Origin of the sequence: Arachnia propionica (genome assembly GCF_003932785.1) — a bacterium.
Taxonomy (GTDB): Bacteria; Actinomycetota; Actinomycetes; order Propionibacteriales; family Propionibacteriaceae; genus Arachnia; species Arachnia propionica_B.
In genome coordinates, this window is record NZ_RQYT01000033.1 from 14,059 (window position 1) to 33,835 (window position 19,777).

A 19,777-nucleotide genomic window follows, 5' to 3' on the forward strand; every position below is an offset into this window, starting at 1 on the left:
CTAGGTTATGTTTCAGCGGATGTAACCACAGAGCCGCGGGATGCGGAACAGGCACCAGAAGCCCTGCGGGGTCGCCTGGGAGACGACGGTACCGGCAGGAGCAGCGTGCTCGGGGGTGACGGCCGTGGCGGACTGCGCGCCGACGACGGACAGGCCAGCTGCCAGCGTCAGGGCAGCGGCTGCGATGCGGATCTTCATGACAACTACTCCTGAGGAGAAAAACAGGCTCGGTACCGAGTCCCGACGCATACTACACGTGCAGACACGAAGTTCATCAGTGACATTCGGAGGTAATTCCTCGTTTAAAGTATGGCCCATGAGTGAAGCTTGCCGCGTCTTGGTCGTCGACGACGACCCCATGGTCCGTGAGGCCTACCGAATGTTCCTGTCCCGCCACCAGGACCACGTGGTGGTCGGTGAGGCCCGCAATGGCAGGGAGGCCGTCGAGGCCTACGACCAGCTGCTCCCGGACGTGGTGCTCATGGATCTCCAGATGCCCGAGATGTCCGGCGTCGACGCCACCCGCGAGATCTGCCGTCGCCACCCCGAGGCCTGCGTGGTGGCCCTGACCACCTTCGGCACCCAGGAGTACATCGTCTCGGCACTACGGGCCGGGGCCTCCGGTTACCTCATGAAGGACTGCGGCGGCGCCGCCCTGCTCTCCGGCATTCAGCAAGCCGTGGCCGGTGACATGCCACTGGCCCCCGGGGTCCGACGCGAACTGGTCACCGACCTCATCGCCGGCCACATCCGGGGACCCGTGGACTCGGAGACCACCAACTCCCTCGCCCCCCGCGAGAAGGAACTGCTGGTATGGCTGGGGCAGGGCATGACCAACGCCCAGATAGCGACGAAGATGTTCATCTCCGAGGGGTCGGTGAAGCAGTACCTCTCCCACATCGGCGACAAGCTGGGGCTGAAGTCGCGCACCCAGATCCTGGTGCGGGCCATTCAGCTGGGTCTCATCGACCCGTCACTCATGACCACCACGAGCAATCGCTGACACCGGTTTCACACGACGAGCCCCGAGGCGACGACAGGCGTCGTCCTCGGGGCTCGTCGGTGTCGTTGTCGTCACGCGAAGGGCTGCTGTTTGTTTCCCATCACGAAACAGGCGTCACTCCCCGAGGATGCCCGCGACAAAACCCTCCGGATCGAACGGGGCCAGGTCGTCGACGCCCTCGCCGAGGCCGATCAACTTCACGGGAACACCCAGCTCACGCTGCACCTGGATGACGATGCCGCCCTTGGCGGAACCGTCGAGCTTGGTCAGCACGATGCCCGTGACATCCACGACCTCCGCGAAGATCCTCGCCTGGGTCATGCCGTTCTGACCGGTGGTGGCGTCCAGGACCAGAAGCACCTCCCCGACGGGAGCCTTCTTCTCGATGACGCGCTTCACCTTGCCCAACTCATCCATGAGCCCGACCTTGGTGTGGAGCCTCCCCGCCGTGTCGACGAGGACCACATCCACCCCGGTCTCCTTGCCCTGGCTCACCGCGTCGAAGGCGACGGAGGCCGGATCCGCACCCTCCTCGCCACGCACGGTCTCCACACCGACCCGTTCCCCCCAGGTGGCCAGCTGCTCGGCCGCAGCCGCACGGAAGGTGTCCGCGGCGCCCAGCACCACGGACCGTCCGTCGGCGACGAGGACTCGAGCGAGCTTGCCCACCGTCGTCGTCTTGCCGGTGCCGTTGACGCCGACGACCATCACCACAGCCGGGTCACCGTCGGCGGAGTCCAGCCGGAGCGTTCGATCCATGGTCGGGTCGACGAGACGCAGCAGCTCGGTGCGCAACACCTCCCGCGCCTTGGCGGGGTCGGTCACCCCATCGATGCTGAGTTCCTTGCGCAGGGCCTCGGTGAGCTCCGTGGTCGGGCCGACACCGAGGTCCGACGAGATGAGGGTCGCCTCGAAGTCGTCCCACGTATCGGCGTCGATGCGATCGACGCTCAGCAGCTGCCCGAGCGCCCGGGCCAGCGCGTTGTTGCTCGTGGCCAGGCGTCGCCTCAGCCGGGCGAAGCGTGAACGGGGAGCCTCAGGCTGATCCAGCGAGGGCGCGGGCAGAGGAGCCTCCGCCTCCGCCCCGACGGGAGCCTCCTCCGGCTCAGGCCCCGCCTCCTCGACGACGCCCTCCCCCGGCTCTGTCCCCGGGGGTTCGATGGCCTCCGGCTCCTCGGGTGCGGGCAGTTCACGGTTGCCCTTGATGATGATGACGGATGCAGCGATGAGTGCGGCGCCGACGAGCGCCACGATCAACCAGAAAAACCAATCCACCCAGCCATCCTAGGAGATGCCGACGCCTCGGCCTCGCGACATGGACCCGCGTGGTCACGTCCTGACAAGACGGAGGACGAGAAGGCCCCGGCGGGATTCGGCTTCCCTGGCGCTCACAGCCGCTGACTGACGACCGTCGAGATGCCGTCGCCGCGCATCGTGACCCCGTAGAGGGTGTCCGCGATCTCCATGGTCCGTTTCTGATGGGTGATGACGAGCAGCTGCGAGTTCTCCCGCAGTTCCTCGTAGATGCCGAGGAGCCGCCCCAGGTTGGCGTCGTCGAGGGCCGCCTCCACCTCGTCGAGGATGTAGAACGGGCTGGGTCGGGCGATGAAGAGGCTCACGAGGAAGGCCACCGCCACCAGCGAGCGCTCACCGCCCGACAGCAGGGACAGCCGTTTCACCTGTTTGCCCGCGGGTCGGGCCTCCACGTCCACCCCCGTCTCGAGCCAGTTCCCGGGCTCGGTGAGGATGAGTCTGCCCTCGCCGCCCGGGAACAACCGTGAGAAGACCTTCTCGAACGTGGCCTCCACATCCAACCAAGCGGCCCGGAACACCTCCTGGACCCGTCGGTCCACGTCGTCGATCAACGCCAGGAGGTCGGCGCGGGTCTGACGCAGGTCCTGGAGCTGCTCCGCCAGGAACGCGTGACGGGTCTTGAGCGCCTCGAACTCCTCCAGGGCCAGCGGATTGACCTTGCCCAGCGCCGTGAGGGCACGCTCCGCCCGCCGCAGCCTCTTCTCCTGCTCACCCCGGTCATAGTCGACGGGTTCGGGAATCTCGTCGCCCTCCTGCAGGGCTGACCCGTCCGGCCGTGTCAGCACCGGGACCGGGAGATCCGGCCCGTACTCGGTGAGGAGGACATCGGGTTCGAGCCCCAGCTCCGCCATCGCCTTCTCGACGAGCTGCTCGTGACGCATCCGGTGCTCGATCCGCACGAGTTCGTCCCGGTGCGCGCCGCGCACCAGTTCCTCCAGGCGCATCCCCGCCTGTCGGCTGCGTTCCCGCGCCGTCGTCGTCGCGGCCTCGGCCTCGGTGCGACGCTCCTCCGCCTCGGCCCGCTGGTCAGCCGCGCGTTGCAGCACCTGCTCCGCCTCGTCCAGCAACCGGGCCGCAGCAGCATGAACGGCCTCGGCGACGGCGGCCTCACGACGCAGTTCCTCCGCCTTGGCCGCCGCCTTGGCCCGGGACTGACGCTCCGCGGCCGCGGCCCGCAGCAATCCATCGGCCCGTCCCGCAAGGGCCCGCGCCTGCTCCTCGAGCGACCGCAGGGCGAGTCTGGCCTCCATCTCGGCCTGCCTCGCCAGTCGCGCCCTCACGGCCTGCTCGTCACGGGCGGTCGGGTCCGGCTCCTCCAGCTCCTCCGCGGATGCGGCAGCGACCCGCGTCTCCAGCTCGGCGCGTTGCTCCTCGAGCCCGGCCGCTGCGTGTTCCGCCTCCGCCAGGGCCCGCCCCAACCGTTCGGCCTCCTTGGTGGCCGCTGCCTGCGTCTGCCGGAACCCGGCGAGGGCATCCGCCACGGCAGCGAGTTCCGCATCCGAGGCGTGGAGGGCGTTCAGCGACGCCTCGACGGCGGCTTCCAACTCCGTCAGCCGCCCGCGGGCCTGCTCCAGGGCGAAACGGTTCCGATCCCAGTCCGCCCCCAACCCGTCCAGTTCCTCCTCGGCACGGGCCAACTCGGCGTTGAGGGCCAGCAGGGAGGGCCGCGCCGCCGATCCGCCCTCCACGAGCCAGGCCGCCATCCGATCCCCCTGCCGTGTCACGGCAATCGCGTCCGGGTCGGCGTCCACCACCCGACGGGCCTCCCCGAGGTCTTCGACGACCACCACCCCGGCCAGGAGCCGCGACAGCAGCCCGCGGACTTCCTCCGGGGCCACGAGGAGCTCCATCACCGGGGACTCGCGTCCCGGCTCCGCCCCCGCTGCCAGGACCGCGGCCCGGCCGAGATCCTGTTCGTCGAGGTGCCGGACCGCGGCGACGGCGTCGTCAAGGCCCGCCGCGACAACAGCCTCGGCGGCAGCGCCGAGTCCCGCCGCCACTGCCTGCTCCCAACCCGGCGTCACCGAGATGAGGTCCCCCAGGCGCCCGAGGACGTCCGGACGCTCGAGCAGATCCGCGGACCCGTCGCGCTGGCTGCTCGCCAGCCGGAGGGCCTCGACGCGGGCGGTGACCGCAGCACGTTCCCGACCCAGCCGAACCTCCTCCTCCGCGAGGCGGCTCACCTCCGCTGCTTCCGCATCGTGGGCCGTGGAGGCCTCGTCGTGGGCGGCGTCCAGCTCCGACTCGTCCCTGCCGAGCCCGGACAGGCGCAGTTCCGTCTCCTGGTAGCGGTTGCCGGCCTCCCTTGCCCGGGACAGCACCTCCTCGCGACGCTCGGCCAGCCGTTCCCGTTCCTCCCGTCCCGCGTCCATCCGCGAACTGATGGAGGCCAGCTGGCCGGCGAGACGGGCCATGCCCTCACGACGGTCCGACAGGGCACGCAACGCGGTGGCGTAGGCACGTTCCTCATCCATCTGGGCCTGCTCGGCGGCTCCCCGCTCGGCCGTCGCCTCCTCCAGACGTGTCCTGGCCTCACGGATCGCCTCTCCCAGCTCCGCCTCACGTTCGCGGATTCCCGCGGCCTCCGCCTCGAGCTGTTCCGGGTCCCGGCTGGAGACGTCGAGCATCGGTTGGGCGTCGGCGAAACGCATCCGTTCCGCGGCAACGGTGAGTGTGGAGGCAATGCGCTCCCGCAACGCGGCCGCCGCGTACCAGTGTTCCTGGCTCGTATCGAAGCTGCGCGAGGCCTGGGTCAGGTCCCGTTCGCATCCCTGTTCAGCCTCGGCGGCCGCCGCGACCTCCGCCTCGGCACGGATCCGCGCCTGCTCGGCCTCCTTCTCATCCGCCTCGGCCTCAGCCATCATGCGCATCGCCTGGTGGAGGTCGTCGGCGAGCAGCCGTGCCTTGGCGTCGCGCAGCTCGGCCTGGATCACGGCTGCCCTGCGCGCCGCCTCGGCCTGCCGGCCCAAGGGCTTGAGCTGACGTTGCAGCTCACCGATCAGGTCCTCGAGCCGTTCCAGGTTGGCACGGGTCCCCTCCAGCTTCCGTTCCGCCTTCTCCTTGCGCTTGCGGTGCTTGAGCACCCCCGCCGCCTCCTCGATGAAGCCGCGCCGCGACTCCGGGGTGGCCTGGAGGATCGCGTCGAGCTGCCCCTGCCCGACGATGACGTGCATCTCTCGTCCGATACCTGAGTCGCTGAGCAGTTCGGTGACGTCGAGCAGGCGTGCCGGGGACCCGTTGATCGAGTACTCCGACCCGCCGCTGCGGAACATCGTCCGGGTGATCGTGACCTCGGCGTAGTCGATGGGCAGGGCCCCGTCGGAGTTGTCGATGGTGAGTTGCACCTCGGCACGCCCCAGCGGCGCCCGCTTCGCGGTTCCGGCGAAGATGACGTCCTCCATCTTGCCGCCCCGCAGCGACTTCGCGCCCTGCTCACCCATCACCCAGCTCAACGCGTCGACGACGTTGGACTTTCCGGAACCGTTCGGCCCGACGATGCAGGTGATGCCCGGCTCGAAGTTCAGCGTGGTGGCCGAGGCGAACGACTTGAATCCCCGCAGCGTCAGCTGCTTGAGGTACATGCCTCAACCTTGCTCGGGGTCCTGACCGACCGGAACGTCCAGAACTTGTTGACCAGGAAGGAGATCGGGATCGTGGCCGCGATCGAGATGAGGTTCGCCCAGTAGTGCCGGTTCCGGAAACCGGTGGATCCGTCGAGGATGTCCGTGGGCAGCGCCACCGGGGAGTGCGGGTGCATGAGGGCGGTGATGATGAGCTGGCCCGCGCCCAACGAGACCAGTCCAACCGTCAGGAACGGCCAGTACTCCTTGAACCAGGTGGCGGAGTTGTGGGACTTGAACGTCCACCACCGGTTCAGCTGAAAGTTGAAGAGGTTGGCCACGAGGAACGCCACCGCGGACATGACGTGGTACCACCGGACGTTGAACGGTGTACCGGGGATCGCCGACCACACCCCCTCGCCCTCGGGGACCGCGGCGCTGCCCCACAGGAGGGGGAAGATCTTCGCGACGAGGATGAGCACGGCCATGTTGACGAAGACACCCGCGCCACCCACGACCGCGAAACGGAGCAACTGGGCCACGGACCCACTGTGGCGGGCCAGCAGTCGTCTCATACCATGGTCCTGACGTCTCGGGGCAGCGTCTGGCAGCTGGGGCACAGGAAGCTGCTGCGGTTGGTGAACTTCCGCCGGACGATCGGGGTGGCGCATCGGCGGCAGGGCCGATCCTCCCGCCCGTAGACGTCCAGGCTCCTCTCAAAATACCCCGACTCGCCGTTGACGTTCACGTACAGGTCATCGAAGGAGGTGCCCCCGGCCGCCAGGGCCTCGTCCATGACCTCCGCCGCGTGGCGGAGCAGCTCCTCCGCCTGGCCCTGCGTCAACAGGTCGGCGGGATGCTCGAAATGGAGCCGCGAGCGCCACAGGGACTCGTCGGCGTAGATGTTGCCCACCCCCGAGACCAGCCCCTGGTCGAGCAGCGCCCGCTTGACCGCGCTGCGGCGACGCCGCATCGTCGCCACCACCCGGTCGCGGTCGTAGCCGGGGTCGAACGGGTCCGGTGCGATGTGCGGCACCGGGCAGGTCGCGCCGTCACGGACGACCTCGAGACCGCCGAACATCCGCTGGTCGACGAACCTCAGCTGGCTCCCGTCGTCGAGGTCGAAACGCAGCCGGGTGTTGCGAAGTGCGGGGTCCGCCGGGTCGTTGATGCGGAACTGACCGCTCATTCCCAGATGGATCACCAGGGCGTCATCGCCCATCACGAGCCACAGGTACTTGCCGCGCCGACGGACATCGTCCACCAGACGTCCCGTCATCTCGGCGGAGAACCCCTGGGCCCCCTCCGGGTGGGAACGCACGGGACGATCATGATGGATGTGCACCGTCTCGATGCGGCGGCCCGTCAGATGATGCGCGAGACCCCGCCGCACCACCTCCACCTCCGGAAGCTCAGGCATCGGTACCGAGCTCCCGACAGGCCTGTTCCGCGGCGATCTGCTCGGCCCGTTTCTTGCTGGTCGCCTCACCCCGTCCGGCGGGGCGTTCATCCACCATGACGACGGCCGTGAAGACCCGCTGATGATCCGGCCCCTCCCCCGTCACCTCGTAACGGGGCGGGGCGAACCCCTGGCGGGCACAGTACTCCTGGAGCGCGGTCTTGAAATCCGTGTAATGACCCTCGTGTTGCTTCGCGGCGATCCGTTCGTCGAGGATCGCATGGACGAACCGGGCGGCGGCCTCGGCACCTGCGCTCAGATGCACGGCCCCGACCACGGCCTCCATGGTGTCCGCGAGGATCGAGGTCTTCTCGGCTCCCTTGGTGAGGATCTCGCCCTGGCCGAGTTTGATGAGGGGGCCGAGCTCCAGGCCCCGGGCGACCTCCGCCAGGGCGTGGGCACTCACGACGGAGGCGCGCAGCTTCGCGAGCTGCCCCTCCGCGAGTTCCGGGAAGCTCGTGAAGATGTGTTCCGTGACGACGATCTGCACCACCGCGTCGCCGAGGAACTCCAAGCGCTCGTTGCTGGGGATGCGCCCGTTCTCGAAGGCGTAGCTGCGATGAGTGAACGCCAACTCGAGGAGCTGGGGGTCCACCCGGACCCCCAGCTCCTCGAGTACGTCAGCGAGCCTGCTCAGGCCTCGACGACCTGGCGACGGGCCCCCTTGGCACCGTACTGGCCGCAGGACGGGCAGGCGGTGTGGGACAGGTGCTGCTCACGGCAGGCGGGGTTCACGCAGGTGACGGTGGGGACGACGGAAGTCTTCCACTGCGCACGACGCGAACGGGTGTTGCTGCGCGACATCTTGCGCTTGGGAACGGCCACGATCTTCTCCTCGAACGAATATGGTCAGTTGTCGCTGCCGAGATCCAGCCCAGCGAGCTTGCCCCACCTCGGGTCAACCCTGTCGGCATGCCCGTGATCGGGATCCTCGTTGAGGTTGAACCCGCAGTCCTGGCACAGGCCCGGACAGTCGGGGTCGCACAGCGGCGAGAACGGCAACTCCAGCACCACAGCATCCCGCAGGACCTCCTCGAGGTCGATCGTCTCATCCACGATGAGACTCTCCTCCTCGTCCACCTCCTTGCCGGGGTGGAAGAAGAGTTCCTGCAGCTCGAAGGAACGCTCTCCCTCGATGGGCTCCAGGCAACGCGAGCATTGGCCGGAGACCTCCGCGAACGCCGTTCCCGTCACCAGCACTCCTTCGACAACCGCCTCCAACCGGAGGTCGAGGTCAACCTCGGAGTCCTGTGGCACTGAGATCACGTCGTAGCCCAGACCGGCCGGGGCCGGGACACGGAGCTGGATCTCCTTCATCACTCCCGGACGCCGACCCAGCTCGAGCACGTCGAGGACCAGGGGTGAACGGCGATCAGGATGACGAGGCGAGGAGCTCATGGCTGTGTTCCCTTCGTCGACCGACCATGACTTCGTCATGACCGAGGAACAACTCTACCGTCGCCCGCGGCAATCACCAAAAAGGGACGAGGAACATCGCGGCCGCGCCGCGCACCCGCATCATGTCGCTAATGATTCCGATTGTCAATTCTCTGCCACGTCTCCACCACGCAGGCCGGCACGTGGGGTGACACGTCGCCGCCGAGTTTGAGGACCTCACGCACCAGGGTGCTCGACAGGGTCACGTGTCCCACCGATGCGGGCAGCAGCACCGTCTCCAGCCCTGTCATGGAGTGGTTCATGTGGGCCAGCTGCAGTTCGAAGTCGAAGTCGGCCCCGAAACGCAGGCCCTTGACGACGGTCGAGATCCCTCGGTCCCTGGCGAAGTCGACGAGCAGCCCAGACATCTCCTCGACGGTCACGCCCGCCAGGTGGGAGGTGGCCTCGCGCACGAGAGCCACCCGATGCTGACCGAAGAGATAGCTGGACTTGAGGCTGTTCACCCCGACCGCCACGACCACCTCTCCGAAGATGTCACGGGCACGCGTGATGATGTCGACGTGGCCGTTGGTGATCGGATCGTAGGATCCGGGACACAGCACCGTGGTCATGATTCCCCTGCCTGTTGAGTTGCTGCGAAGTGGAGCGTCGTCTCACCGTAGTTCCGACGCCAGGTGTCGTCGAGCCCATCCGGCCAAGCCGGGGCCGGGGATCGTCGGGATCGTTCCACGACCACCAGTGCCCGGGGAGCGAGTACTCCCGGTTCGAAGAGGGGGAGCAGCACCCGGTCGAGCGCAGCCGAGGCCACGTCGTACGGGGGATCCACGAAGACGAGATCGAAGGGTCCGGTCGGCAGTTGCCCTTCGACCCGACTCCCCTGCACCTCCACGACCAGCCGGGCCCTGCGGGCATTCGCGCGGATGACGTCGGCGGTGTGGGAGTCCACGGCGACGACGCGGCGCGCACCACGGCTCGCGGCCTCCAGGGCCACGGCACCCGTCCCGGCGTAGAGATCGAGGACATCGATCCCTTCCAGGTGATGCTCCGCGGACAGTTCGGCGGTGCCGAACCAGGTCGCCAAGGTGGAGAACAGGGCTTCGCGCACCCGGTCACTGGTGGGTCGGGTGCCGCTGCGTGGCGCCGAGAGCCGCACCCCCTTGGCCCGGCCCGCGATGACCCGGGTCACGTCTTCTCCAACCATTCCCCGGCCGAGATCGCCTCGGCGGCGTCGATGAGATCGGAAAGCCACGGGTCCGATGCGGCACGCGGGTCGGCGAGAACGTCGTCGACCACACGTTTGGAGTGCTCGATGAGATCCCGATCGGCGAGGACCCGGAGCAGTTTCAGTGAGGACGCCCCGGACTGGGCCGCCCCGAGCACATCCCCCTCCCGGCGCAGGGTCAGGTCACGCTCGGCCAACTCGAACCCGTCCGAGGAGTCCACCAGGGCCTGCAGCCGGAGCTCCGCGCCCCAGGTCGCCTCCTTCGTGGCCGCAAGCAGCAGGCACAGTCCCGGATGCTGCCCCCTGCCGATCCTTCCCCGCAGCTGGTGCAGCTGGGAGATCCCGAACCGATCAGCGTCGAGGACCACCATGACCGAGGCGTTGGGGATGTCGACCCCCACCTCGATGACGGTCGTGGCGACGAGGACGTCGATGGTCCCCGCGACGAAGGCGGCCATGGTGCCGTCGCGCTCGCCAGCGCTCTGACGACCGTGGACCATCCCGATCCGCAGCCCGGACAGGGGCCCCTCGGCGAGCATCGGGGCGACATCGGTGACGGCCTTCAGCCCCGAGGCCGATTCCAGATCACCCTCCGTGCGGGACCCGGTGATCGCAGGGCAGACGACGAACGCCTGACGTCCAGCCGCCACCTCCTCCCTGATCCGTTCCCAGGCGCGCTCGACCCAGTGCGGGTTCCGGCTCGTGTCGACGAAGACCGTCCTCACCTCGGCCCGTCCCGCTGGTCGGTCCCGGAGCTCGAAGGTGTCGAGATCCCCGAAGACCGTCATCGCCACCGAGCGCGGGATCGGGGTCGCGGTCATGACGAGCGTGTGCGGCTGGAGTTCCGCCTTGGCCGCGAGTGCCGCCCGCTGCTCGACACCGAACCGATGCTGCTCGTCGACGACGACGAGACCGAGGTCCTGGAACTCCACTCCCTCCGAGAACAGGGCATGGGTGCCGACGACGATGCCCGCCTCCCCCGAGGCCACGGCTGCCCGGGCCCGGCGCCGCGCGGCGGTGGTGAGCGACCCGGTGAGCAGCTCGACCCGGGTCCCGACGGGGTGGGCATCGAGGGTTCCCCCCTCGGCCAGGTCTCCCAGCAACGCGGTGATGACGGCGTGGTGTTGACGGGCCAGGACCTCCGTCGGCGCCAACAACGCAGCCTGCCCACCGGCATCCACGACCGCGAGCATGGCACGCAGCGCCACCAGGGTCTTCCCGGAGCCGACCTCACCCTGGAGCAGCAGATTCATGGGCCTCGGTTCAGCGATGGCCCGGGAGATGACCTCGCCCGCCTCGCGTTGGCCGGGGGTCAGTTCGTAGGGCAGGGCCTCGTCGAAGACGTCGAGGAGCCCCCCCTCGCGACGGGGGCGGGGGGTTGCCCTCCGGCTCGCCAGCTCCGCACGACGCCTGGCCATGGCCAGTTGCATCCCGAAGGCCTCATCGAACTTCAGGCGCCGCACCCCACGCTCGGCGTCCTCCGCGGTCACGGGTTCATGGACCTCACGCAGGGCATCCGGCAGCGGCAGGACACCGGCGCGTTCAACCACCCAGTCCGGCAGCGTGTCCCCCAGCGGCAGCACCTGGGGCAGCACCATGGCGATGACCTCAGCGACCTGCCAGGTGGCCAATTTCCCCGTCGCGGGATAGAGACCGACGAGCCGAGCTCGTTGCACCACGTTCATCATGGCCCGTTTCTCCGCAGCCTTGCGTCCGGTGATGGTGCCGTGTTCGTTGATGATGACGTAGTTCGGATGGGTGAGCTGGAGTGAATCCTTGAACACCCCCACCTTGCCGACGAAGATCCCTCGGGCGCCGGGAGCCAGCTGCGCCGCCCAGTAACGGCCGTACTTGGGATGTTTCTCCGGAACGAACAGGGTGAGCAGCAGATCCCCACGCCCGTCGGTCAGCACCGTCTGGACCCGCGTGGCCTTGCCGTCCACGAGTTCGGTCGAGCGGACCCTGGCCACGACGGCCGCCTCCTCCCCAACCCGCAGCGTCGAGAAGTCGCTCATCTCCGTGCCCGCCAGGTAACGCCGGGGAGTGTGGCGCACGAGGTCACCCAGGGTGTGGAGCCCGAGCTTTCCGAGTTCCTCCGCGGTGGGACCACCGACGACATCGGGCAAGCGACGGCTGAGCTCACGATGGATGCTGGTCCTGGCACGGTTCACGCCACGAAGCCTACCCACCCGTCCCGGCACGGGGTGGCACCGAGCTGGGTGTCAGCCCCGGCCCCAAAACATCGTGACCCGCATCCCGAGGGGATGCGGGTCACGATGACGCTGGGATCAGCGGGTGACCTTGCCGGCCTTGAGGCAGGAGGTGCACACGTTGAGGCGCTTCGGGGTGCCGTCAACGGTCGCGCGAACGCGCTGGATGTTCGGGTTCCAGCGGCGGTTGGTCTTCTTCTTCGACCAGGGCACGTTGTGACCGAAGCCGGGCCCCTTGGCGCAGACATCACACACGGCAGCCATCGGAATCTCCTTGTTGCTTGGGCCAGACGCTGAGCGTCTGGTTCACTCTTCGGGGCCGCCCGCTGGGCGGGCAACCGGTTGATCATAACCTGCGGGGGGCAGGAACCCCAAACCCTCAGGTGGCGACCACCACGGGAACGATCATGGGCCGACGACGCAGCCGCTTGGACACCCAGGCCCCGATGGTGCGGCGGATGGCCTGCTGGAGTCGGTACTCGTCGTCCACGCCATCCGCGAGGGCCTGTTCGATGACCGTGACGATCTGGTCCCGCACGTCGTCGAAGACGGAGGCCTCCTCCGCGAAACCGCGCGTGTGGATGTCCGGGCCGGCGACGAGCTGGCGGCTGTGGAGGTTGACCACGGCCACCACCGAGATGAACCCCTCCTCACCGAGGATGAGCCGATCCGAGATGGAGTCGGTGATGTCACCGACGGTGGAGCCGTCGACGAAGACGTAGGAGGCGTCCACCCGCCCCACCTTGCGGGCCCGACCATCGGCGAGGTCCACCACGTCGCCATCCTCGCAGACGACGGTGTTCTCGGCCGGTACCCCCGTCGCGATGGCCAGCTTGGCATTCGCGATGAGGTGACGGATCTCCCCGTGGACGGGCATGACGTTGCGAGGCTTGAGGATGTTGTAGCAGTAGAGCAGTTCCCCTGCGGAGGCGTGCCCGGAGACGTGGACGAGGGCGTTGCCCTTGTGCACCACCTGGGCCCCGAGCTTGGTGAGCCCGTTGATGACCCGGTAGACGGAGTTCTCGTTGCCGGGAATGAGCGAGCTCGCAAGCAGCACCACGTCGCCCGGCCCGAGTTCGATGACCGGGTGTTCGCGGTTGGCGATCCGGCTGAGGGCCGCCAAGGGCTCGCCCTGGGATCCGGTGGAGATGACCACCACCTCGTCGTCGCGGTACTTGTCGATGTCCTTCATCTCGATGAGGACGTTCCCGGGGACCTGGAGGTAGCCGAGATCCCGGGCGGTGGTCATGTTGCGGACCATGGAGCGGCCCACGTAGGCCACCTTGCGTCCGTGCTTGACCGCCAGGTTGAGCACCTGCTGGACCCGGTGCACGTGGCTGGCGAAGCAGGCGACGACGAGCTTCTGCCTGGCCTGGTCGAACACGCGGGCCAGGGCGGGTTCGATGTCCTTCTCCAGCGGCGTGAAACCGGGGGTCTCCGCATTGGTGGAATCGGGCATGAAGAGGTCGACGCCCTCGTCGGCGAGACGGGCGAAACCACGCAGGTCCGTGAGACGACCGTCGAGGGGAAGCTGATCCATCTTGAAGTCGCCGGTGTGCAGTACCGTCCCCGCCGGGGTGCGCAGCGCCACGGCCAGGCTGTCCGGGATGGAGTGGTTGACGGCGAAGAACTCCAGCTCGAACTGGCCGGTGCGGTGCCGCTCCCCCTCGGTGACCTCGATCAGTTTGAAGCCACGGATGCGGTGTTCCTTGAGTTTCGCGGCGACGAGGGCCAGGGTCAGCTTCGAGCCGTAGATCGGGATGTCGGCCCGCTGCTTGAGCAGGTACGGCACCGCGCCGATGTGATCCTCGTGGCCGTGGGTCAACACGAGGGCCCGGATGTCGTCGAGACGCCCGTCGAGGATGTCCAGGGCAGGCAGGATGAGGTCCACTCCGGGGTGACGCTCCTCCGGGAACAGCACTCCGCAGTCGACCATGACGATCTCGCCGTTGATCTCGAAGGAGGCGCTGTTGCGGCCGACGTCCCCGAGCCCGCCGAGCGGGATGATGCGGAGGGTGTCGGGCTTCAGTTCTGGGGGCGTGCGAAGTTCACTCACCCCTCAAGGGTAGCCGCCCGACCCCTGTCATCTCCCCTCTCGACTCCCCGGCACAGGGCGATGTTCCGGCCTGATCACAGCAACATCAGCCGCACGTCAGGAGGCCCGCCTCGTCTGCTCGGGAGTTGCCCCGCAACGAGAGGAATCCTGTTAGGGTGTCAACTGAGCTTGCATCTCGACGAGGAGGCCGCAATGCACCCCACCCTCACTCGACGCACCGTTCTGGCGGGAGCCGGGGCCACACTGGCCGCAGGGATGACCGCCTGCGCGCCACCCAACCCGGGAGCGGTCAATGCTGCCTCTCCCCTGCCACCGGCCGATGGACCGGTCACGATCACGTACTGGGCCTGGCTCAAGGATCTCCAGAAGGTCTGTGACGTCTTCAACGCCACGCAGGACCGGATCCGCGTCGAGGCCACGTGGATCCCCGGAGGCAACAGCGGCGGCTACGCGAAGATCCTCTCCGCGGTCGCCGCCGGTGGCGGCCCGGACATCGCGCAGGTTGAACTCCGCACCCTGCCGGAGTTCGCGCTCGCCGGTGCGCTGGTGGACCTGAACCGTTACGGCTTCAGCGACCACTTCGACGCATTCGACCCCGGGGCACTGGCCCAGGCGAGGGTCGGCGATTCGGTCTGGGGGGTTCCCCAGGACACCGGACCCGTCGCCATGTTCTACAACCGCGAGGTGCTCGAGGGGGAGCTCGGTCTGCGAGTGCCAAGCACCTGGGAGGAGTTCCGCGAGATCTGCGGTGCAGCCAAGGACAGCGGGAGAAGCTTCATCTCCTTGGACCCGACGGACGGGTCCTATCTCGTGTCGTGGGCGATGCAGTCCGGTGCCACCTGGTTCCGACCGCAGGGAGACGGCTGGGTGGTCAACATGACCGATGAGGCATCGATGCGGGTGGCGCAGTTCTGGGACCGGATCCTCACGGACAAGCTCGTCAACACGGGCTACGGTGCCTTCTCCACGCCTTGGATGGCGGCCGCGGGCGAGGGCAGGGTGCTGTCCACCATCAGTGGGTCATGGAGTGACGCACTCATCGAATCGGTGCCGGGAGGGGCGGGGAAATGGGCCGTGGCCCCGATGCCCGTCTGGCCCGACGGCCACGCCTCCGGCGCGCACGGCGGTTCGTCGGCGGCCATCATCTCCACCAGCGCCCATCCAGCGGAAGCCCTCGAGTTCTGCACCTGGATGTGCACCGACCCGGCGGGCATCGACGCCATGATCGAGTTCTCCGGAATCGGTTGGTCCCCGGCTGCCGACCACATGGGAGCCACCCGGCAACAGCCCTCCGAGTTCTTCTCCGGACAGAACTACAACGAGGAGGTCATCAAGGACATGGCGGCCGGGCAGAACCTGGATTGGACCTGGGCGCCGCTGATGGAACGGGCCATGGCACTCATCGGTGACGGCATGAGCGCAGCGATCAACGGCGAGAGACCACTGGTCGACATGTTCGCCGACTCACAGGCCAGGCTCGTGACGATCATGCGTGAACTCGGCCTGAACGCGGAGGAGGCACGATGAGGTCAAGAACCGCCCCATGGCTCCTGTTGGGTCCGTTCCTGGTGGTCTTCATCGGGACCGTGATCGTGCCGATCTGCATGGCCATCGGTTACTCCTTCACCCGCGTCGAACGTTCCGGCCTGCTCGGTGAGACCGGAGTGAAAAGCGTCTTCGCCGGTTTCGAGAACTATGCGGCAGCCCTGGCCAACCAGAACTTCATCACCTCGATCGGGCGAATGATCCTCTTCGGTGTGGTGCAGGTCACCGTGATGATCGTCGCGGCGACCCTGCTCGCGCTGCTGCTGGAGAGCGTCAGCGCCCGCTGGCCGGGTTTCTTCCGTGCCGCCTACTTCATGCCCTATGGCATCCCCGGAGTCATCGCGACCATCCTGTGGTCCTTCCTCTACATCCCCGGTCTCAGCCCCATCGTCGACACCTTGCGACTGGTCGGCATCGAGGTTGACTTCCTGGGTCCCGAGACCGTCCTGTGGTCCATCGCGAACATCGTGACCTGGACCTACACCGGCTACAACATGCTCATCATCATCGCCCAGCTCAAGTCGATTCCCGGAGACCTCTACGAGGCGGCGCGGATCGACGGGGCAGGCTCCGCGAGCATCATTCGCCACATTCAGCTGCCGTTGATCCGCCCCGCCCTGATGCTGACGATCATCTTCTCGATCATCGGCACCCTGCAGCTGTTCGCGGAACCACGGCTGTTGCAGTCGATGAGCTCCGGCATCGCCTCGGAGTACACCCCGAACATGTCGGCCTATGCCTACGCGTTCCAGTACAACATGATCGGCATGGCCGCTGCGCAGGCCGTCATCATCGCGGTCTCGGCCTTCATCCTCTCGGCCTTGGCGCTGGGGATCTCACAGTGGACGGAGCGACGTCGATGAACACCGCTGACACCCGAAACAGGCCCCGACGTGGCACCGACGAGCGCTCCGGCGCACGGGCCGCTGGCCGCAAACCCACCACGACGATCATCGTGACCTCACTGCTGGCCATCGTCGCGATCTATTTCCTGGTCCCGATCTACTGGGTCGTCGTCAACGCCACGAAGAACACCGAGGATCTCTTCGGGACCAGTGGCTTCTGGTTCGGCAACACGTTCCAGTTCCTCGACAACATGCACGCGGTGCTCACGGCCAATGACGGCATCTTCTCCCGGTGGGCGGTGAACTCACTCATCTACTCCGGCATCGGGTCCGTGGCGGCCACCTATTTCGCCGTCGCCGGTGGCTATGCGCTGGCCAAGTACCGGTTCCCGGGCCGTCGGTTCGTCTACGCCCTGGTGCTGGGCGGTGTCCTGGTGCCCGGCACCGCGACCGCATTGCCGTTGTTCTTCCTGTTCTCAAACCTGGGCCTGACCAACACCTACTGGTCGGTCCTCATCCCGTCCATGGCGAGCCCGTTCGGCCTGTTCCTCGCGTCGATCTACGCCAACGCAGCCCTGCCCGACGAGATGCTGGAATCCGGCCGCATCGACGGGTTGGGCGAGTTGGGGGTCTTCCACCGGATCGCGCTGCCCCAGCTCACCCCGGCGATCGTCACGATCGTGTTGTTCCAGTTCGTCGGTATCTGGAACAACTACTTCCTGCCCCTGGTGATGCTGGCGGACGAGAAGCTCTACCCGATCACACTCGGCCTGGACAACTGGCGAGCCCAGACCGACCGACTGCCAGAGTTCTACCAGCTGACGGTCGGTGGTGCGCTGCTGTCGGTGATCCCGCTGGCGATCCTGATCCTCGTACTGCAGCGGTTCTGGCGAGGTGGCCTGACCGAGGGAGCCGTCAAGGGCTGAGCCACCGGGGACTCAACACGAACCACCCGCCCCTCAGCCCGGACCCGCGTCGCATTATGTCATTTTAGGGGATTATTGGTCCGAAAACCCCAATAATCCATACATGTGACCACGTGCCCCAAGCCTTCTCCGCGGTAATGCGCATCCATTGCTCAAGACCCTCAACACTGAGAACCAGTCCTGCAACACCCCGCGCACCCCTGCGGAAGTCCTCCAACAGCTCTTCTCGCACCCGACGCACCGGCTCAAGACCTGATTTAGAGGGTGCGCGGATAGGCGTATCTACTGCGGTCACCCCGGTGACCCCCTGTCAGCGTTGTCCTCCTCGAACGCACGGTCCAGTGCGCTCTTCGTCGTCCGCCTTGCCACGCAGCCACCGTGACGATCCTCGTCACGATCCCCCTATCCGCGCACCCTCTAAGTCGCTCTTCAAATTGCTCCTTGTCCGAGACTCTGCAATCATTCTCTCGTTGTCCCGTCATACCCCCATCCTATCGAAGGTGATTCCCTCCCCTCGGCAGTGGTTACGCTTCATTGGCTCTGGCCAGACATGACTCAGTCCCAAGTCCCCGAAATCTCATCGGCGACGACGCACAGTACCCCGAATCCTTGAAGTTGAAACTCGAAACCGGAACCAGTTGCATCTATTCGCGCACTGAGTCCGTTCAGCGGGGGGCGAAAGTCTTCTTTCGAAAATAGCTGACGAATTCCGATCATTGATAGCGAGAGACGATGAACGTCTCTCACGCTCTCTCCTTTGTTTGTAGTCACCATTCCACCCGCTGCAGAGCATAAGACTAGTTGGAGTCCACCCAAGTCAGGATTGATAACCAAGTAGCGGCACTCAACACTTCCCCATCTCAAAGACTGGATCAGTCCGCGGTGCCTGAACTCAATCATGAGATTCACCCGTCCAACATTCTTTCACAGTAGCCAACTCCCACGGGTCGACGACAACAACCGCTGCGCACTGAACCTCCAACTGGAAATCACCTTGTTCAATCTCAATACGATACTGCCCGGGCTCACCGCACATCCTTAAGTGTCCGTCGCCCAAGATCAACAGTCCTTGAATGCGCACTTTGTTGACCTTTTCACAGACAATCCGGATCGCGGTTTCCTCCACGCCCCGACGGAATTGCATGGATAAACCTACTCTGTCAGTTCGACCACCAAGATCTACCCCGAAAGCTCGCCAGAATTTCCATTCACTCCCACCTTGAAGCAACTCGGCCACACTCACAGAATTTCCCAGTAAAGGATCAGGGACCAAGGTCTGTGAACTCAAATGCTTCTCAAGATCATCAAGAGCTCTATCCAAAAGCACACCGTGATCATCTCTCCTGAACTCACTCAATAGATTCCTACGCGCCTCTTCAGACGTCTCAAGTCTAGTGGCTAAATCAACCGCACCTTGCCGGAAGCGCTCGTCATCGCTCAGTCTCGCCAACTCGTACACCGTTGGCAGCACATTCTTGATCAGGGCAGCACACCGCAGGGCCAGTCCGTCGTTACCCTCGATCTGCTCTACCGAAGATGGTTCACCGTAGGCAATTTCGACAAGAAGATCAAGCGCTGCCACACTGCAAACCCCGGAACGAATCAAAGAGGCCAAAGTCAAAGTAACTGCTTCCGCAGCTTCATATAATTCCCGCCCGGGGCACACATTTCTCTCGATTTCCTGAGAAGCCCTGTAAGCGGCTTCCTCCGAATCATCAAGCATCTGATGTATCAACGCAGGCAGGGTAGTTGAGTCCCCCACAGACCTCAACTTCTCCCATTCAGTATCTCGATTAGGCATCCCATTTTCCTCCCGACTCAAAGAGTACATTTTGCGGGAACTGTCCAGGGTCATAACGGCCTTGACATGTGTGGCAGATAGGAACTTCTTTCATGGTTCTCGGCCGTATCGCTTCCGTGAAATGCATGTCTTGACGTGGAACGCCCAGCTGCCTCCTCACATCCCCTTCGGCGCACCCCTCTGGTAGCATCATGAAACACGTCGCAATTTAAACACAAAGAGGCAGCTCATTCCGATAGGATAAATCTTGGAAAGAAACCCTGGAAGAATGAACTGCAACATGCATAATAGCGCAGACCTCACCATCGACCAATGCCACGCCCTGTTCGAGAAACTGAACAACCATTCCGAGAAGAACACCATCCCACCGATCCTGGGTCTTCTGGAAGCACTGGTGGTGACTCTGAAGTACCTCAGACGCAACCACGTGCAGGCCGA

18 protein-coding genes are annotated in these 19,777 nt (G+C 66.0%); 4 read left to right on the forward strand and 14 right to left on the reverse strand.

Annotated elements, in window-relative coordinates; translation table 11 throughout:
* Nucleotides 1–12: 12 nt before the first annotated feature.
* The gene (locus tag EII35_RS11780) at nucleotides 13–198 is read right to left on the reverse strand and encodes a hypothetical protein (protein ID WP_125228665.1); all 186 of its coding nucleotides are present in this window, start codon (nucleotides 196–198) and stop codon (nucleotides 13–15) included.
* 118 nt (nucleotides 199–316) lie between these two features.
* Here EII35_RS11780 and EII35_RS11785 point away from each other — a divergent pair, with 118 nt between their 5' ends.
* Nucleotides 317–1,003: a response regulator gene (locus EII35_RS11785; protein ID WP_125228666.1), complete on the forward strand. Its 687-nt coding sequence runs from the start codon at nucleotides 317–319 to the stop codon at nucleotides 1,001–1,003.
* Between the two features lie 114 nt (nucleotides 1,004–1,117).
* Here EII35_RS11785 and ftsY read toward each other — a convergent pair whose 3' ends face one another.
* The 12 genes from ftsY to EII35_RS11845 form a co-directional block, all read right to left on the reverse strand.
* Nucleotides 1,118–2,278, reverse strand: a complete 1,161-nt coding sequence (ftsY, locus tag EII35_RS11790) for a signal recognition particle-docking protein FtsY (RefSeq protein ID WP_125228667.1) — start codon at nucleotides 2,276–2,278, stop codon at nucleotides 1,118–1,120.
* A 113-nt stretch (nucleotides 2,279–2,391) separates the two neighbouring features.
* Complete coding sequence (gene smc, locus EII35_RS11795) at nucleotides 2,392–5,898, reverse strand: chromosome segregation protein SMC (protein ID WP_125228668.1); 3,507 nt, start codon at nucleotides 5,896–5,898, stop codon at nucleotides 2,392–2,394.
* Complete coding sequence (locus EII35_RS11800) at nucleotides 5,880–6,452, reverse strand: GtrA family protein (RefSeq protein ID WP_125228669.1); 573 nt, start codon at nucleotides 6,450–6,452, stop codon at nucleotides 5,880–5,882. Before EII35_RS11800 ends, smc begins: the two co-directional genes overlap by 19 nt.
* Nucleotides 6,449–7,297, reverse strand: coding sequence for a bifunctional DNA-formamidopyrimidine glycosylase/DNA-(apurinic or apyrimidinic site) lyase (gene mutM / locus EII35_RS11805; RefSeq protein ID WP_125228670.1), 849 nt, complete (start codon nucleotides 7,295–7,297; stop codon nucleotides 6,449–6,451). Before mutM ends, EII35_RS11800 begins: the two co-directional genes overlap by 4 nt.
* Nucleotides 7,290–7,931, reverse strand: a complete 642-nt coding sequence (gene rnc / locus EII35_RS11810) for a ribonuclease III (protein ID WP_221739738.1) — start codon at nucleotides 7,929–7,931, stop codon at nucleotides 7,290–7,292. The genes mutM and rnc overlap by 8 nt, the downstream gene beginning before the upstream one ends.
* A gap of 38 nt (nucleotides 7,932–7,969) precedes the next feature.
* Nucleotides 7,970–8,161 carry a 50S ribosomal protein L32 gene (rpmF, locus tag EII35_RS11815; RefSeq protein WP_125228672.1) on the reverse strand — a complete coding sequence of 64 codons (192 nt, stop codon included), beginning with the start codon at nucleotides 8,159–8,161 and terminating at the stop codon, nucleotides 7,970–7,972.
* Between the two features lie 24 nt (nucleotides 8,162–8,185).
* On the reverse strand, nucleotides 8,186–8,734 hold the full coding sequence (locus EII35_RS11820; RefSeq protein ID WP_125228673.1) for a YceD family protein: 549 nt from the start codon (nucleotides 8,732–8,734) through the stop codon (nucleotides 8,186–8,188).
* A 128-nt stretch (nucleotides 8,735–8,862) separates the two neighbouring features.
* Nucleotides 8,863–9,345, reverse strand: a complete 483-nt coding sequence (coaD, locus tag EII35_RS11825) for a pantetheine-phosphate adenylyltransferase (protein WP_125228674.1) — start codon at nucleotides 9,343–9,345, stop codon at nucleotides 8,863–8,865.
* Complete coding sequence (locus tag EII35_RS11830; protein WP_125228675.1) at nucleotides 9,342–9,920, reverse strand: RsmD family RNA methyltransferase; 579 nt, start codon at nucleotides 9,918–9,920, stop codon at nucleotides 9,342–9,344. The genes coaD and EII35_RS11830 overlap by 4 nt, the downstream gene beginning before the upstream one ends.
* Nucleotides 9,917–12,127, reverse strand: coding sequence for an ATP-dependent DNA helicase RecG (locus EII35_RS11835; RefSeq protein ID WP_125228676.1), 2,211 nt, complete (start codon nucleotides 12,125–12,127; stop codon nucleotides 9,917–9,919). Before EII35_RS11835 ends, EII35_RS11830 begins: the two co-directional genes overlap by 4 nt.
* A gap of 117 nt (nucleotides 12,128–12,244) precedes the next feature.
* Nucleotides 12,245–12,430 (reverse strand): 50S ribosomal protein L28, encoded by a 186-nt coding sequence (gene rpmB / locus EII35_RS11840; RefSeq protein ID WP_125228677.1) that lies wholly within the window; start codon nucleotides 12,428–12,430, stop codon nucleotides 12,245–12,247.
* 115 nt (nucleotides 12,431–12,545) lie between these two features.
* On the reverse strand, nucleotides 12,546–14,222 hold the full coding sequence (locus EII35_RS11845; RefSeq protein ID WP_125228678.1) for a ribonuclease J: 1,677 nt from the start codon (nucleotides 14,220–14,222) through the stop codon (nucleotides 12,546–12,548).
* 192 nt (nucleotides 14,223–14,414) lie between these two features.
* On the opposite strand from EII35_RS11845, the gene EII35_RS11850 reads away from it, so the two are divergent.
* From EII35_RS11850 to EII35_RS11860, 3 genes are read left to right on the forward strand one after another with little or no spacing between them, the layout of a single operon-like run.
* Complete coding sequence (locus EII35_RS11850; RefSeq protein WP_125228679.1) at nucleotides 14,415–15,749, forward strand: ABC transporter substrate-binding protein; 1,335 nt, start codon at nucleotides 14,415–14,417, stop codon at nucleotides 15,747–15,749.
* Nucleotides 15,746–16,630 (forward strand): carbohydrate ABC transporter permease, encoded by an 885-nt coding sequence (locus EII35_RS11855; protein WP_125228680.1) that lies wholly within the window; start codon nucleotides 15,746–15,748, stop codon nucleotides 16,628–16,630. Before EII35_RS11850 ends, EII35_RS11855 begins: the two co-directional genes overlap by 4 nt.
* On the forward strand, nucleotides 16,627–17,538 hold the full coding sequence (locus EII35_RS11860) for a carbohydrate ABC transporter permease (RefSeq protein WP_125228681.1): 912 nt from the start codon (nucleotides 16,627–16,629) through the stop codon (nucleotides 17,536–17,538). Before EII35_RS11855 ends, EII35_RS11860 begins: the two co-directional genes overlap by 4 nt.
* A gap of 892 nt (nucleotides 17,539–18,430) precedes the next feature.
* On the opposite strand, the gene EII35_RS11865 is transcribed toward EII35_RS11860, so the two are convergent.
* Nucleotides 18,431–19,339 (reverse strand): hypothetical protein, encoded by a 909-nt coding sequence (locus EII35_RS11865; protein WP_125228682.1) that lies wholly within the window; start codon nucleotides 19,337–19,339, stop codon nucleotides 18,431–18,433.
* Between the last annotated feature and the right edge of the window lie 438 nt (nucleotides 19,340–19,777).

Coding starts and splice junctions, on each gene's coding strand:
- EII35_RS11780 (WP_125228665.1), bottom strand. CDS start 198: ATGAAGATCCGCATCGCAGCCGCTGCCCTGACGCTGGCAGCTGGCCTG.
- mutM (WP_125228670.1), bottom strand. CDS start 7,297: ATGCCTGAGCTTCCGGAGGTGGAGGTGGTGCGGCGGGGTCTCGCGCAT.
- EII35_RS11855 (WP_125228680.1), top strand. CDS start 15,746: ATGAGGTCAAGAACCGCCCCATGGCTCCTGTTGGGTCCGTTCCTGGTG.
- EII35_RS11860 (WP_125228681.1), top strand. CDS start 16,627: ATGAACACCGCTGACACCCGAAACAGGCCCCGACGTGGCACCGACGAG.
- coaD (WP_125228674.1), bottom strand. CDS start 9,345: ATGACCACGGTGCTGTGTCCCGGATCCTACGATCCGATCACCAACGGC.
- EII35_RS11800 (WP_125228669.1), bottom strand. CDS start 6,452: ATGAGACGACTGCTGGCCCGCCACAGTGGGTCCGTGGCCCAGTTGCTC.
- EII35_RS11865 (WP_125228682.1), bottom strand. CDS start 19,339: ATGCCTAATCGAGATACTGAATGGGAGAAGTTGAGGTCTGTGGGGGAC.
- EII35_RS11820 (WP_125228673.1), bottom strand. CDS start 8,734: ATGAGCTCCTCGCCTCGTCATCCTGATCGCCGTTCACCCCTGGTCCTC.
- smc (WP_125228668.1), bottom strand. CDS start 5,898: ATGTACCTCAAGCAGCTGACGCTGCGGGGATTCAAGTCGTTCGCCTCG.
- EII35_RS11785 (WP_125228666.1), top strand. CDS start 317: ATGAGTGAAGCTTGCCGCGTCTTGGTCGTCGACGACGACCCCATGGTC.
- rpmB (WP_125228677.1), bottom strand. CDS start 12,430: ATGGCTGCCGTGTGTGATGTCTGCGCCAAGGGGCCCGGCTTCGGTCAC.
- EII35_RS11850 (WP_125228679.1), top strand. CDS start 14,415: ATGCACCCCACCCTCACTCGACGCACCGTTCTGGCGGGAGCCGGGGCC.